The following is a 14,521-nucleotide window of genomic DNA, read 5'->3' as shown; positions in this document are numbered from 1 at the left end:
GCGGCGCGGGGCGTCAGCCGTTCAGCTCCGCGGACGACCAGACCCGGCCGGAGTCGTCCAGGAGGTCGACCCGGTCGATGGAGCCCACCGAGCCGTGGGCGATCCAGGTGGCCTGCCCGGACGACGGCAGCCACCAGTGGCCCGCGTCGCGGACGGTGCCGTCCTTCAGCAGCAGCCGGCACGTGTAGTAGCCGCCGGGGGCACCCTTCGCGATCTGCATGACCACCACGTCCCGATCGCCCACCCGGCTGGGCTCCACCGTGCCCACCGTCGTGCCGGAACCGGTGACGAGCCGGGCCCCCCGGTCGCTCGCGCTGACCGCGGGCGGGCTCTCGTGGCCCGGCTGACCGAGGACCGTGACGCCGGCGCCTCCCGCGCACACGCCGGCGATCACGGCCGCCGCGACGAGCAGGGCCGGGCGCAGCGCGCGGCGCCGCTTCGGCCGTTGCACGTCGAGGCGTTCGATGACCCGCGCGTCGAAGCCCGCGGGGGCCGCGAGCGCGGGGGCCGCGGGCAGCACGCTGTCGACGGCCGCGGCCAGGTCGTCGTACGTGGCGCGGCAGTTCGCGCACACGGAGAGATGGCTCAGCAGCTCGTCCTGCCCCTCGGAGAGCGTGCCGAGAGCGAGGGCGACCAGCTCCTCCTCATCGGGGTGGCGTGCCATCGCGGCTCTCCTCCTTCGACGCCTCACGCAGCCTGCGCAGGCCGACCCGGATCCGGGACTTGGCGGTGCCCAGCGGAATGCCCTCGTGCCGGCCCACCTCCCGCGCCGTGCAGCCGCCGAGCACCGCGAGCGCGACCGCACGGGCCTGCTCCACGGGCAGGGCCCGCAGCCGGCGCAGCGCGCGTTCGCTCTCCAGCGAGACGAGGGCCAGACGTTCCGGGCTCTCGCTCTGCAGGCTCACGTCGAGCAGCCGCTCCAGCGTCTCCGCGAGCACCGGCACGGGCTTGCGGGCGCGGACTGCGTCGATGGCCGCGTTGCGTGTGATCGTCAGCAGCCAGGTCAGCGCCGAGGCCCTGCGGGCGTCGTAGCTGCCCGCGGCCCGCCAGGCCCGGACGAACACCTCCTGGCTGACGTCCTCGGCGAGGGCGGCGTCGCGGGTCACCGACAGGGCGAGGCCGTACACCGCGTCCTGGAAGCGGCGCACGAAGGCCACCGCCGCCTGCTCGTCGCCCAGGGCGAAGCCCGCGACGAGCGAGGCGTCGTCGGCGCGATCCGCCCGCGAGAACAGTTCCACGCTCCCTTATACGTACGAGAGAGGTGAAGGGATTGAACCCCGTCTCCGTGTTCCGTCGGGTGGCGCAATCCGTCGGCCCGCCGTGGCCGTACAACCTTCGTGAGAAGGGACGGAACGATCATGAAGAAGATCAGGATCGCCGGGGCCGGGTGCACCCTCGTGGCCGCCCTGGCGTTGGCAGGCTGCTCGAGCGGCGGCGGTGGCGGCTCAGGTGGTGGCACACCCGCCGCCAAGGACCCGACCACGCTCAGCACGAGCGACTCGCCGATGGGCAAGATCCTCGTCGACGGCAAGGGCCGCACGCTGTACCTGTTCACCAGCGACGGCAAGAACACCAACTCCATGAAGTGCGACGCGGAGTGCGTCAAGGAGTGGCCGCACATGAAGGGCAAGCCGAAGGCCGGCGACGGCGTCCAGGCGAACCTCATCGGCACCACGAAGGGCGGCGGCACGCCACAGGCGACGTACGCCGGGCACCCGCTGTACTACTTCGCCGACGACCACAAGGCGGGGGACACCAAGGGCCAGGGCATCGACAAGATCTGGTACGTCGTCGACCCCCACGGCAAGGCGATCAAGAAGGCCGCGTCCAGCGGCGGCGGTGGTGGCTACGGCTACTGAGGCGACACCGGCCGGGAGCCACCCCCGAGGGAGGACTCCCGACCGCCGCCGCCGTCCGGGCGTCAGCCGTGCCAGGACCGCCACAGCGCCGCGTACGCCCCGTCGGCCGCGACCAGCTCGTCGTGGCTCCCGAGCTCCCGGATCCGGCCCTCCTCGACCACGGCGATCACGTCCGCGTCGTGCGCGGTGTGCAGCCGGTGCGCGATGGCCACGACGGTGCGGCCGTCGAGCACCCGGCCGAGAGAACGCTCCAGGTTGCGGGCCGCGCGCGGGTCGAGCAGCGACGTCGCCTCGTCCAGGACCAGCGTGTGCGGGTCGGCCAGGACGAGGCGGGCCAGCGCGATCTGCTGCGCCTGCGCAGGAGTGAGGGCGACGCCGCCCGAGCCGACCTCGGTGTCGAGGCCGTCGGACAGGCCACGGGCCCACCCGTCGGCGTCGACGGCGCCGAGGGCGGCCCACAGCTCGGCGTCCTCGGCGCCGGTGCGGGCCAGCCGCAGGTTGTCGCGGAGCGACCCCACGAACACGTGGTGCTCCTGGTTGACCAGTGCCACGTGCGAGCGCACGCGCTCCGCCTGCATCCGGGACAGCTCCGCGCCACCCAGCGTGACCTGCCCGGCGCGCGGGGCGTAGATCCCGGCGAGCAGTCGGCCGAGCGTCGACTTCCCCGCGCCCGAGGGGCCGACCAGGGCGAGCCGGGTGCCGGGCGCGACCTCGAGGGACACCTTGCGCAGCACGTCGACGCCCTCGCGGTAGCCGAAGTGCACCCCGTCCGCCTGGACGTCACGGCCGTCGGGCCGCACCGAGGCGTCGCCCGCGTCCGGCTCGATGTCCCGCACACCGACGAGCCGGGCCAGCGACACCTGGGCGACCTGAAGCTCGTCGTACCAGCGCAGGATCAGGCCGATGGGATCCACCAGCATCTGCGCGATGAGCGCACTCGTGGTCAGCTGCCCCACGCCGATCCAGCCCTGGAGGACGAAGACACCGCCGACCATGAGCACCGACAGCAGCACGAGGACGTGCACGGCGTTGATCACCGGGAAGAGCACGGAGCGCAGATACAGGGTGTAGCGCTCCCACGCCGTCCACTCCTTGACCCGCCGCTCCGACAGCTCGATGCGGCGGTCGCCGAGCCGGTGCGCCTCGACGGTGCGCCCGGCGTCCACGGTTTCGGCGAGCGCCGCGGCGACCGCCGCGTACCCGGCCGCCTCCGAGCGGTACGCCGAAGGCGCCCGCTTGAAGTACCAGCGGCAGCCGAGCACGAGGACCGGCACCGCGATGAGCAGCGCGGGCGCCAGCGGCGGCGCGGTCACCGCGAGCCCTCCGATGAGCAGGGCCGCCCAGACCACGCCGATGGACAGCTGGGGCACGGCCTCCCGCATCGCGTTCGCCAGCCGGTCGATGTCCGTGGTGATCCGGGACAGCAAGTCGCCCGTGCCGGCCCGCTCGAGCACGCCGGGCGGCAGGCCGACGGACCGTACGAGGAAGTCCTCGCGCAGGTCCGCCAGCATCCGCTCGCCGAGGACCGCCCCGCGCAGCCGCACCTGCCGGATGAACACGGCCTGGACGACCAGGGCCAGGGCGAACAGGCCGATGGTGCGGGCGAGTTCGGTGCCTTCGAGCGCGCCGACGCCGCCCGGGTCGTCGGACACGTCCTGGACCAGGCCGCCGAGCAGGTACGGTCCGGCCATCGACGCGACGACGGCGACCGTGTTCACGCCGATGAGCAGGAGGAACTCGCGCCGGTGGCGCCGGTACAGCTCGCGCACGTAGGCACGGACCGTGGCCGGGGCGCCGACCGGCAGGGTGTTCGCCGTGGTGGGGGCCGCCGGATCGTAGGCCGGTGGCGCTACGCCGATCATGCCGTCTCCTCGATGTCGATCTCGGTGTCACGTGCGGTGGCCGCGCCTGCATGGGTGCCGGGGCCGGTGTTCGTGCGGGGACCCGTGCCGATGACGCCCGGCCTGCCGCCGCGACCGGGCCCCGGATCGGCGCCCGGGGCGGCCTCGGCGGAAGGCTTCTCGTCGTCGGTCTCGCGGGTGACGACCGCGCGGTACCGGGGCTCGGTGCGCACCAGTTCGCGGTGCTCGCCGACCGCGGCGACCTCCCCCTCGTGGACGAACACCACGCGGTCGGCGCGGTCGAGCACCAGCGGCGACGAGGTCAGCACCACCGTGGTGCGGCCGCGGCGCAGGGCGCGCACGCCCTGGGCGATACGGGCCTCGGTGTGCGAGTCGACGGCGGACGTCGGCTCGTCGAGCACCAGAGTCGCCGGGTCGGTGACCAGGGAGCGGGCGAGCGCGAGACGCTGGCGCTGGCCGCCGGAGAGTGACCGGCCGCGTTCGGTGATGATCGCGGTCATCGGGTCCTCGTCCACGGAGGCCTGGGTGAGCGCGTCGAGCACGTCGGAGCACTGGGCCGCGGACAGGGCCTCCTCGGGCGTGACGCTTCCGGAGGCCGGTACGGCGAGGAGCTCGGCGAGGGTGCCGGAGAGCAGCACCGGGTCCTTGTCCTGGACGAGCACGGCCGTACGGGCGACGTCCAGCGGCAGCTCGTCGAGCGGCACACCGTCGAGCAGCACGGACGGTGCCGCCTCACCGGAGCCGGAGCCGGTGCCGGTCGCCGGGTGGCCGCCCAGCCGGTCGGCCAGCCGGCCCGCCAGGTCAGGGTCGCCGCAGACCACGGCGGTGAGCCGACCCTCGGGGGCCAGCACGCCGGTCGCCGGGTCGTACAGATCGCCGGTCGGCACCTTCGCGTCGCGCAGCCCGCCGTCCGGATCGGTGACGCGCTCCAGCGACAGCACCCGGGACGCGCGCTGGGCGGACGGGCGGGAGAACGAGTAGGCCATGGCGATCTCTTCGAAGTGACGCAGCGGGTAGTTCAGGAGCATCACGCCGCTGTAGACGGTGACGAGTTCGCCGACGGTGATGCGGCCCTCGCGCGCGAGATGGATGCCGTACCAGACGAGGGCGATCGTCAGCAGGCCGGGAAGGAGGACCTGGATCGCGGAGATCAGCGACCACATGCGCGCACTGCGCACGGCGGCCCGCCGCACGTCCTGGGAGGCGCGCCGGTACCGGTCGAGGAACAGCTCCTCGCCGCCGATGCCGCGCAGCACGCGCAGGCCAGCGACGGTGTCGGAGGCGAGTTCGGTGGCGTGACCCGCCTTCTCCCGCTGGTGGTCCGCGCGCCGGGTGGCGCGGGGCAGCAGCGGCAGCACGGCGAGGGCCAGGACCGGCATGCCGAGCGCGACGACCACGCCCAGCGCGGGCTGGTAGATCAGGAGGCCGATGGAGGCGAGCACGACGGTGAGCGCGGCGGCGGCGAAGCGGGAGAGCGCCTCGACGAACCAGCCGATCTTCTCCACGTCACCCGTGGACACGGCGACGACCTCGCCCGCGGCGACCCGCCGGGTCAGCGCGGCGCCCAGCGACGCCGTCTTGCGGGCCAGGAGCTGCTGGACGCGGGCGGCGGCGGTGATCCAGTTGGTGACGGCCGTGCGGTGCAGCATCGTGTCGCCGACCGCGACACCGAGGCCGAGCAGCACGATCAGCGCGCCCGCCTTGGCGAGACCGGCGCCGGAGCGGTCGACGACGGACTGCACGGCGTGCCCGACGCCGTACGCGAGACCGGCGACGGAGACGAAGTGGATCAGGCCCCAGGCAAGGGACTTGGCCTGCCCACCGAGCTGGTTCCGGCCGAGCCAGAGCAGGAACCGGGGGCCCGAGCGTGCGTCCGGCACGCCCGGGTCTGGATACGGAAGGTCGGAGATCTGCATGATGTCCCAGGACTCGAAGCGGGGTGGATCGAAGAAGCGGACTCAAGGGCAGCAAACCGTGAAAGGTTCGCGTCCCGGGCCGAGCCGAGGCAAACGGTTTTACGGCGCCGGGCAAAGATTCGGCCCGGATTGTCCGGGGTGCTCAGGGTCGATCCCGAGTTTCGCGAACGGTGGTGCGACCATGGAACGCATGCGGAGTGCGGGTGTGATCAGGGTGGGCGTCGCGATGGCGGCCTGCGGTGTCCTGCTGACGACGGTGACGGCCTGTGGCGCCGACGGCGGCGGCAGCGGGAAGAAGAGCACGGAGGGGGCTACCGCCTCGGGCGGTGAGTCCCAGGGCTCCGAGGCGCGCGCGGTGGACCTCAAGCGCATCCCGGACGTGGGGGAGCGCTACCAGAAGCAGATCCCGGCGAACAGCCGGCAGGTCGTCGCCGTCTACGGGGACGGCAAGGACGCCGCGGGCTCCACCATCGCGCTCTTCACGAAGTCCGGCGACACCTGGAAGAAGCAGCGCAGCTGGTCCGGGCACAACGGCAAGAAGGGCTGGACGACGAACCACCGGGAGGGCGACAAGCGCAGCCCCGTCGGCGTCTTCACGCTCACCGACGCGGGCGGCGTGCTTGCCGACCCGGGCGCGAAGCTGCCGTACACGCAGTCGTCGTCGTTCCAGGCCCCGCACTACTGGGCGAAGTCGCACTGGAACGACTTCGACTACGTGATCGCCATCGACTACAACCGGGCCAAGGGCACGCCGCCCAACGACCCGACCCGGCCGCAGGGCCAGTCGAAGGGCGGCAGCATCTGGCTGCACATGGATCACGGCAGCGGCACGTCGGCCTGCGTGAGCCAGTCGAAGTCGGACATGGAGTACCTGCTCAAGACGCTGGACCCGAAGCAGCACCCGGTGGTGGTCATGGGCGACAAGGCCGAGCTCAAGGCCTGAACCGCCGCCCCTCCCGGCTCAGGCCTCCTTCGGCTTCTCCGAGTCGACGCCGCCGCGTGACTTGCGCCAGCCGCCGCGCGTGAAGTCGGGGATCTGCTGCGGCGCGCCCTTTGCCTTGATCGAGAGGTGGCTCAGCGGCACCGGCGAGGTCCAGGTGGCGGCGTCGTACACGTCGAAGTCGGGGACGAGGCCGAGGCGCATCGTCTGCATCAGGCGGAACACCATGATGTAGTCCATGCCGCCGTGCCCGCCCGGCGGGTTCGCGTGCTCCTTCCACAGCCAGTGGTCCCAGTCGGCGTACTTCGCGAAGTCGCCCCAGGCGTCGTCGGTGTGGTCGGGCTCGATGTAGATGCGCGCCGGGTAGTCCTCGAACACGCCCTTCGTCCCACCGAGTTGGTTGATACGTGAGTACGGATGCGGCGTGCTGACGTCGTGTTCGAGGCGGATCACCCGGCCCTTCGCCGTCTGGACCAGGCTGATGGTGCGGTCCGACTCGATGTACGTCTCCTTCCAGCTCGGGTCGCCCTTGGGCATGTGCGCCTCGCGGTACTCGGCGAGGCCCAGGGCGGGGGTGCCGAAGCTGGAGATGTGGGTGACGCGGTCGCCGCGGTTGATGTCCATGTAGTTGGCGACCGGGCCGAAGCCGTGGTTCGGATACAGGTCGCCGCGCAGCCTCGTGTGCCACAGGCGGCGCCACGGGCCCTCGTAGTAGTCCGGGTCGAACATCAGGCCGCGCAGGTCGTGGTTGTACGCGCCGGCGCCGTGCAGCAGATCGCCGAACTTGCCTGCGTGGGCCATTCGCAGGACGCGCATCTCGTTGCGTCCGTAACAGCAGTTCTCCAGCTGCATGCAGTGTCTTCGGGTGCGCTCGGACAGGTCCACCAGCTCCCACAGCTGGTCGAGTTGGAGCGCGATCGGGCATTCGACGCCGACGTGCTTGCCGTTGAGCATCGCCGTCTTCGCCATCTCGAAGTGCCAGTCCCAGGGCGTCGCCACGTACACGAAGTCGATGTCCCCGCGCTTGCAGAGGTTCTCGAAGTCGTGATCGCCCTTGACGTACGTGGCGGGCGCGGGCTGGCCCGCCGCCGTCACCTTCGCCGCCGCCTTGGCGGTCTTGTCCTTGACCGGGTCGCACAGGGCGAGGACGCGGACGCCCGGGATCGCCAGGAAGAGGTCGATCATGCTGCCGCCGCGGTTGCCGAGCCCGACGATGCCGACGCGGACCGTGGACCGGCCCTCGAACGGCACGCCGATCATCGTGTCGCCCTGCCGCGCCGGTGCGGCCGCCGTCGTGGCCTCGGCCGTCCCTGAGTCGCCGGAGGCCTGCGCTGCCTGGGCCGGCGAGGCCGATCCCAGCGCGCCGAGCCCGAGTCCCGCACCGGCGACGCCCGCGGCGCGCAGCACGTCGCGGCGGGACCGGCCGTCGGGTTCGGGGGATTCGAGAGGGCTGCGCTCGTTGTCGTGCATCGGACCTCCAACAAGGTGGGTGCGGTGCCGGGAGCAAGCGCAAGCCACCCTGCTGGGAGTGCGAGCAGGGACGCAAGAGGGCGGTGTGGGCGGGCAGTTGGACTTCTGGGGTCGAACCTTTGGACTCGTGTGGCGTGCTCTCAGGGGCGGGGTGCGGCGCGGCGCGTCGCCCGCTCCAGTTCCACCAGGACCGAGTAGTACGAGCGGCCCGTCGCATGATCCATGCCGACTTCGCACATCCGGTTCGCCGACAGATGCGCGTCGTACGCGCGGGACGTCACGTCCGCCGCCTCCTTCGCCGTCGCGGACTCGGTCAGCTCCTTGTGGAGCATGCCTCGGTCGCCCGCGAATCCGCAGCAGCCCGCGTCGTCCGGGATCACCACCTCGTCGGCACACGCCTCTGCGACGGCTCTCAACTGCGCCACATCGCCCAGGTGTTCCATCGAACACGTCGGATGCAGCACGGCGGAGCCGATCGTGCGCTCGACGGTGAGCCGCGGCAGCAGCTCGTCGGCGGCCCACACGAGGGAGTCCACGATGGTCAGCTCCTCGTGCAACTCCCTGTTGTCGTCGGTGAGATACGGCACCACCTCGTGCGCGATGCCGAGCGTGCACGAGGAGGCGTCCACGACGAGGGGCAGCCTGCCGCCGGCGGTCCAGCCCCAGGCCGCTTCGACGATCCGGTTCGCCATGACCGTGTTGCCCTCGTCGTAGCCCTTCGAGTGCCAGATCGTGGCGCAGCACGTGCCCGCCACGTCGTCCGGGATCCACACCGGTCGGCCCGCGCGCGCGGAGACGGCGACGACGGCTTGCGGCAGCGATACGTCGCCGGGGGTGCCGAAGATGCGGTTCACGCACGCCGGGTAGTAGACGGCCGACGCGCCCACGCGCGCGGTGCGCGGCAGCTTCCGGGCCGCCGCGGCGGGCACCTCGGGCAGCCATTCCGGCACCAGATCGGGCCGGACGGCCTTGCGCGCCGCGCCCGTCACCGCGGTGAGAAGCCGGTCACCGATCTTGTCGGCGGCGGCCACAGCGAGCCGGGCCGAGGCCTCCACCGCCTTGAAGTTCTTCGCCGCGAGCGCGGCCGTCCGCTCCTCGCGCGGCGAGTGCCGGGCGTGCCGGAAGCCCTTCATGAACGCGCCCGTGTCGATGCCGACCGGGCAGGCCAGCTTGCACGTGGAGTCGCCGGCGCAGGTGTCCACGGCGTCGTACCCGTACGCATCGATCAGCTCGTCCTCGACCGGCGAGCCGGACGGCTGGCGCATCATCTCGCGGCGCAGCACGATCCGCTGGCGCGGCGTGGTCGTGAGGTCCTCGCTGGGGCACGTGGGTTCGCAGAAGCCGCACTCGATGCACGGGTCCGCGATCAGCTCCACCTTGGGGATCGTCTTGAGGCCCCGCAGATGCGCCTTCGGGTCGCGGTCGAGCACGATGCGCGGCGCGAGCACCCCGTCGGGGTCGATCACCTGCTTCGTGCGCCACATCAACTCCGTCGCCCGCGGCCCCCATTCGAGCTCCAAGAACGGCGCGATGTTCCGGCCCGTCGCGTGCTCCGCCTTCAGAGAGCCGTCGAACCGCTCGACCGTGAGGCGGCAGAAGTCGTCCATGAACGCCGCGTACCGCTCCACGTCCTCCGGCTTGCCCGCGTCGAACGCCAGCAGGAAGTGCAGATTGCCGTGCGCGGCGTGGCCCGCCACCGCGGCGTCGAAACCGTGCCGCGTCTGGAGGTCGAGCAGCTCCTCGCAGGCCTCGGCGAGCCGCGCGGGCGGCACCGCGAAGTCCTCCGTGATCAGCGTCGTGCCCGAGGGGCGCGAGCCGCCGACCGCCGTCACGAACGCCTTCCGGGCCTTCCAGTAGCCTGCGATCGTCTTGTTGTCGCGCGTGAACGCATTGGTCACCGAGGCGACCGGCGCGACGAGTTCGAGCCCTTCCAGGGCCCTCGCCGCCGCCTCCTCGTAGTCGGCCTGCGCCGCTTCGTCCGGGGCGCGGAACTCGACGAGCAGCGCCGTCGTCTCCTTCGGCAGCTCCGCCCAGTCCTGCGGCACGCCCTGCACGCTGACCGAGGCGCGCAGCGTATTGCCGTCCATCAGCTCCACGGCGAGCGCCCCCGCCGCGTTGAACACGGGGACCGCCGCGGCGGCAGCGGGCAGCGAGGGGAAGAACAGCAGCGCCGTCGACACCTTCCGGTCCAACGGCAGCGTGTCGAAGACGACGTCGGAGATGAAGCCGAAGGTGCCCTCGGAGCCCACCATCAGCCCGCGCAGGATCTGCACCGGCGTCTCGCCGTCGAGGAAGGCGTCGAGCCGATACCCGTTCGTGTTCTTGATCTCGTACTTGGCGCGGATCCTGCGCGTGAGCTCCGCGTCCGCCTCGATCTCCCGCTTGATGGCCAACAGGCCCTCGCACAGCGCCGGTTCGGCATGCGCCAGGTCCTCGTCCGCGCGCGGGTCGCCGGTGTCCACCACCGTCCCGGACGGCAGGACGAAGGTGAGCGAGGAGACCGTCCGGTACGAGTTACGGGTCGTGCCCGCCGTCATCCCCGACGCGTTGTTCGCCACCACGCCGCCCACCGTGCAGGCGATGGCGCTCGCGGGGTCCGGGCCGAGCACGCGGCCGTGCCGCGCCAGCGTCGCGTTCGCCCGCACGATCGTGGTGCCCGGGCCGATCCGGGCGCGCGAACCGTCGCCGAGCACCTCGATGCCCGCCCAGGACTTCCGCACGTCGACGAGGATGTCCTCGCCCTGCGCCTGCCCGTTCAGCGACGTGCCCGCCGCGCGGAAGACGACCTCGCGGCCCCTGCCGTGCGCGTAAGAGAGAACGGCCGACACGTCGTCGATGTCCTCGGCGACCACCACGACCTGCGGCACGAAGCGGTACGGACTCGCGTCCGACGCGTAGCGCACCAGGTCCGAGACCTTCGTGAGCACCTTGTCCGCGCCGAGCAGCTCCGTCAGCTCCGAGCGCAGCGGCTCGGGCGTGCCGCCCGCCTGCCGGTCCGGGACCCGGTCGGGCGCCGGACCCGACGAGCGGGGTCCGGGACGCAGGGCTTCCGGCTTCGGCTCCAGCAGCGGCATGGCCTCTCCTCGCTCAGCAGTCGCGGTCGTGCGGGGACCCGAACAGCGTGTTCAGCAACACCGTCAGCTGCGCCCGCTGCTCCTTGTCCAATGGGGCCAGGATCTCCTCTGCCGCCGCGCGGCGCGCGCTGCGCAGCTCCCGCAGGGCGGCCCGGCCCTTGTCGGTGAGCTCGATCCGGATGACCCGGCGGTTCGTGGGATCCGGGACGCGGCGCACCAGGTCCGCCGACTCCAGGCCGTCCACCGTCGTCGTCACGGCCCGCGGAACCACCTCAAGGCGCTCGGCCAGATCGGCCATGCGCGGCGGCGTCTCGTAGTGCACGAGCGTGCGCAGCAGCCGGGACTGCGCGGGCGTGATCCCGACCGGCTCCAGCTGGCGGCGCTGTATCCGCTGCAGGCGGCGCGTGAGCCGCAGCAGCTGCTCGGCGAGGAAACCGTCGGCGTCCGGTGTCTTCATGCCGGGAACATTATCAGGACCCCGTGCATTGTGAATAGAGGTAACAATGCACTATGCTCCTCGAAGTCGAATCCCAGAAGTGCCTAGGAGGCCCATGCGCAGCCCCGAGATCCCCTGGACGCCGCCCCCCGATGCCCGCGCGTCGGACCAGCCGCGGCAGATCCGTCGCATCCTGTCCCTCTTCCGCCCCTACCGCGGCCGGCTCGCCCTCGTCGGGCTGCTCGTCTGCGCCGCGTCCCTGGTCACGGTCGCGACCCCGTTCCTGCTCAAGGAGATCCTCGACGTCGCGATCCCGCAGGGCCGCACCGGGCTGCTCAGCCTGCTCGCCCTCGGCATGATCGTCAGCGCCGTCGTGACGAGCGTCTTCGGCGTGCTCCAGACGCTGATCTCCACCACCGTCGGCCAGCGCGTCATGCACGACCTGCGCACCGCCGTCTACGGCCGGCTCCAGAGCATGTCGCTCGCCTTCTTCACCCGCACCCGCACCGGCGAGGTCCAGTCCCGCATCGCCAACGACATCGGAGGCATGCAGGCCACCGTGACCTCCACGGCGACCTCCCTCGTCTCGAACCTGACGAGCGTCATCGCGACGGTCGTCGCGATGATCGCCCTGGACTGGCGCCTCACCGTCGTCTCCCTGCTCCTGCTGCCGGTCTTCGTGTGGATCAGCCGTCGCGTCGGTCGCGAGCGCAAGAAGATCGCCACGCAGCGCCAGAAGCAGATGGCGGCGATGGCCGCCACCGTCACCGAGTCGCTCTCCGTCAGCGGCATCCTGCTCGGCCGCACCATGGGCCGCGCCGACTCCCTCACCAAGTCGTTCGCCGACGAGTCGGACCAGCTGGTCGGCCTGGAGGTCAGGTCGAACATGGCGGGGCGCTGGCGGATGGCCGTCATCAGCATCGTCATGGCCGCCATGCCCGCGGTCATCTACTGGGCGGCGGGCATAGCCCTGCACTTCGGCGGGCCCACGGTCTCCATCGGCACGCTCGTCGCGTTCGTCTCGTTGCAGCAGGGCCTGTTCCGGCCGACCGTGAGCCTGCTCCAGACCGGCGTCCAGATCCAGACCTCGCTCGCTCTGTTCCAGCGCATCTTCGAGTACCTGGACCTGCCGGTCGACATCACCGAGCGCGCGGACGCCACCCGCCTCGACACCGTCAAGGGCGAGGTCCGCTTCGAGGGCGTCGATTTCCGCTACGACACGGACGACGAGCGGCAGGCCCCGATCCTCGACGGCATCGACCTGACCGTCCCCGCGGGCGGCAGCCTCGCCGTCGTCGGCCCCACCGGCTCGGGGAAGTCGACGCTCAGCTATCTGGTGCCGCGGCTCTACGACGTCACGGGCGGGCGCGTCACGCTCGACGGGGTCGACGTGCGGGACCTGGACTTCGACACCCTCGCGCGCGCGATCGGCGTGGTCTCCCAGGAGACGTACCTCTTCCACGCCTCCGTCGCCGAGAACCTGCGGTTCGCCAAGCCCGACGCCACCGACGAGGAGCTGTACGCGGCGGCCCGCGCGGCACAGATCCACGAGCACATCGCGTCCCTGCCGGACGGCTACGACACCGTGGTCGGCGAGCGAGGCCACCGCTTCTCCGGAGGCGAGAAGCAGCGCCTGGCCATCGCCCGCACCATCCTGCGTGATCCGCCGGTGCTCATCCTCGACGAGGCGACGAGCGCCCTGGACACCCGCACCGAACACGCGGTGCAGCAGGCCATCGACGCGCTGTGCGCCAATCGCACCACGCTGACTATCGCCCACCGTCTCTCCACGGTCCGCGGCGCCGACCAGATCGTCGTCCTGGACTCCGGCCGCATAGCCGAGCGCGGCACGCACGAGGAACTGCTCGCCCGCGACGGCCGCTACGCCGCGCTCGTCCGCAGGGACGCACGCGTGGAGGCAGCCGCGTGACCCGGCCTCGGCGATGACATCGGGGCGAACAGTCCGCACAGAGACGGTGAGGGAGTCAAGGAGGCGGGAGATGTGTCCGGGATGCTCCGACGCAGGCGTTAACGTGCCCGCATGCAGACCGAGACCCGGGAACGGAGCACGATGCGACTCACGCGCCGAGGACGCGTCGCCATGACGGTGACGGGTGCGGTCGTGGCGGCCACCGCCGTCGCGGTGCCGCTCGCCCTGGCACGCGAGGACGGATCGGGCCGGACCCTCACGATCCCGGAGGGCTGGCGCTCCGGCCAGGTGTACGAGGCCGTCGACAAGGCCCTCGACGTACCGGCCGGCAGCACGAAGAAGGCCGCGCGCACGGCCCACCTCAAGCTGCCCGGAGACGCGGGAGGCAACGCGGAGGGGTACCTCTTTCCGGCGACGTACCCCCTGGACGACGAGGCGACCCCGCAGTCGGTCCTTGCGTACATGGTCGACACGGCGAACAAGAGGTTCGGCGGCAGCGGCACCACGGCCGGCGCCGGAAGCTCCGAAGGCTCCGGGACCACCGCCGGTGCCGAGCGGGACGCCGTCAACCCGTACCAGCGGGTCATCATCGCGAGCATCGTGCAGGCCGAAGCGGACAACAAGGAGGACATGGGGCGCGTCGCGCGGGTCATATACAACCGGCTCGACCACGGGATGCCGCTCCAGATGGACTCCACCATCAACTACGCGCTGGGCCGTTCCACCCTGGACACCACTCACGACGACACCCGGATCAACAGCCCGTACAACACCTACGCGCGCAAGGGACTGCCGCCCACTCCGATCGGCAACCCGGGTGAGGAGGCGATGCGGGCGGCGACGCGGCCGACGGCGGGGGACTGGCTGTACTTCGTGACGGTGAAGCCGGGGGACACCCGCTTCACGGCGGACCTGCGGGAGCAGGAGAAGAACGTGGCGGAGTTCAACAAGATCCAGGCGAAGGGCAGGGAGGCCGGCTGACGGCGACCGCTCTCAGGTCGCAGCCCTGCGCTACGGGGTGCCCCGCCCAGCGC

11 protein-coding genes are annotated in these 14,521 nt (G+C 71.8%); 4 read left to right on the top strand and 7 right to left on the bottom strand.

Annotated features, from left to right (window positions below; translation table 11 throughout):
* Positions 1–13: 13 nt before the first annotated feature.
* Complete coding sequence (locus ACTWJ8_RS07555) at positions 14–664, bottom strand: anti-sigma factor family protein (RefSeq protein ID WP_443263398.1); 651 nt, start codon at positions 662–664, stop codon at positions 14–16.
* On the bottom strand, positions 645–1,238 hold the full coding sequence (locus ACTWJ8_RS07550) for an RNA polymerase sigma factor (RefSeq protein ID WP_443263397.1): 594 nt from the start codon (positions 1,236–1,238) through the stop codon (positions 645–647). The genes ACTWJ8_RS07555 and ACTWJ8_RS07550 overlap by 20 nt, the downstream gene beginning before the upstream one ends.
* 120 nt (positions 1,239–1,358) lie before the next feature.
* Here ACTWJ8_RS07550 and ACTWJ8_RS07545 point away from each other — a divergent pair, with 120 nt between their 5' ends.
* The gene (locus ACTWJ8_RS07545) at positions 1,359–1,859 is read left to right on the top strand and encodes a COG4315 family predicted lipoprotein (protein ID WP_443263396.1); all 501 of its coding nucleotides are present in this window, start codon (positions 1,359–1,361) and stop codon (positions 1,857–1,859) included.
* Positions 1,860–1,921: 62 nt separating this feature from the next.
* Here ACTWJ8_RS07545 and ACTWJ8_RS07540 read toward each other — a convergent pair whose 3' ends face one another.
* On the bottom strand, positions 1,922–3,721 hold the full coding sequence (locus ACTWJ8_RS07540) for an ABC transporter ATP-binding protein (RefSeq protein ID WP_443263395.1): 1,800 nt from the start codon (positions 3,719–3,721) through the stop codon (positions 1,922–1,924).
* Positions 3,718–5,637, bottom strand: a complete 1,920-nt coding sequence (locus ACTWJ8_RS07535; RefSeq protein WP_443263394.1) for an ABC transporter transmembrane domain-containing protein — start codon at positions 5,635–5,637, stop codon at positions 3,718–3,720. Before ACTWJ8_RS07535 ends, ACTWJ8_RS07540 begins: the two co-directional genes overlap by 4 nt.
* Before the next feature lie 190 nt (positions 5,638–5,827).
* On the opposite strand from ACTWJ8_RS07535, the gene ACTWJ8_RS07530 reads away from it, so the two are divergent.
* The gene (locus tag ACTWJ8_RS07530; protein WP_443263393.1) at positions 5,828–6,580 is read left to right on the top strand and encodes a L,D-transpeptidase family protein; all 753 of its coding nucleotides are present in this window, start codon (positions 5,828–5,830) and stop codon (positions 6,578–6,580) included.
* 18 nt (positions 6,581–6,598) lie between these two features.
* Here ACTWJ8_RS07530 and ACTWJ8_RS07525 read toward each other — a convergent pair whose 3' ends face one another.
* The 3 genes from ACTWJ8_RS07525 to ACTWJ8_RS07515 form a co-directional block, all read right to left on the bottom strand.
* Entirely contained in the window at positions 6,599–8,047 is a 1,449-nt protein-coding gene (locus tag ACTWJ8_RS07525; protein ID WP_443263392.1) for a Gfo/Idh/MocA family protein, read from the bottom strand.
* A gap of 140 nt (positions 8,048–8,187) precedes the next feature.
* Positions 8,188–11,121 carry an FAD-binding and (Fe-S)-binding domain-containing protein gene (locus tag ACTWJ8_RS07520; RefSeq protein ID WP_443263391.1) on the bottom strand — a complete coding sequence of 978 codons (2,934 nt, stop codon included), beginning with the start codon at positions 11,119–11,121 and terminating at the stop codon, positions 8,188–8,190.
* 13 nt (positions 11,122–11,134) lie between these two features.
* Positions 11,135–11,578, bottom strand: coding sequence for a MarR family winged helix-turn-helix transcriptional regulator (locus tag ACTWJ8_RS07515; RefSeq protein WP_356383303.1), 444 nt, complete (start codon positions 11,576–11,578; stop codon positions 11,135–11,137).
* 94 nt (positions 11,579–11,672) lie between these two features.
* Here ACTWJ8_RS07515 and ACTWJ8_RS07510 point away from each other — a divergent pair, with 94 nt between their 5' ends.
* Positions 11,673–13,487, top strand: a complete 1,815-nt coding sequence (locus ACTWJ8_RS07510; RefSeq protein WP_443263389.1) for an ABC transporter ATP-binding protein — start codon at positions 11,673–11,675, stop codon at positions 13,485–13,487.
* A gap of 111 nt (positions 13,488–13,598) precedes the next feature.
* The gene (gene mltG / locus ACTWJ8_RS07505) at positions 13,599–14,468 is read left to right on the top strand and encodes an endolytic transglycosylase MltG (RefSeq protein WP_443263388.1); all 870 of its coding nucleotides are present in this window, start codon (positions 13,599–13,601) and stop codon (positions 14,466–14,468) included.
* Positions 14,469–14,521 lie beyond the last annotated feature (53 nt).

Source organism: Streptomyces sp. SDT5-1, assembly GCF_052245995.1.
In the GTDB taxonomy this organism is placed as follows: Bacteria; Actinomycetota; Actinomycetes; order Streptomycetales; family Streptomycetaceae; genus Streptomyces.
The sequence above is the reverse complement of the archived record's forward strand: the minus strand, read 5'-3'. Positions and strand labels throughout refer to the sequence as shown.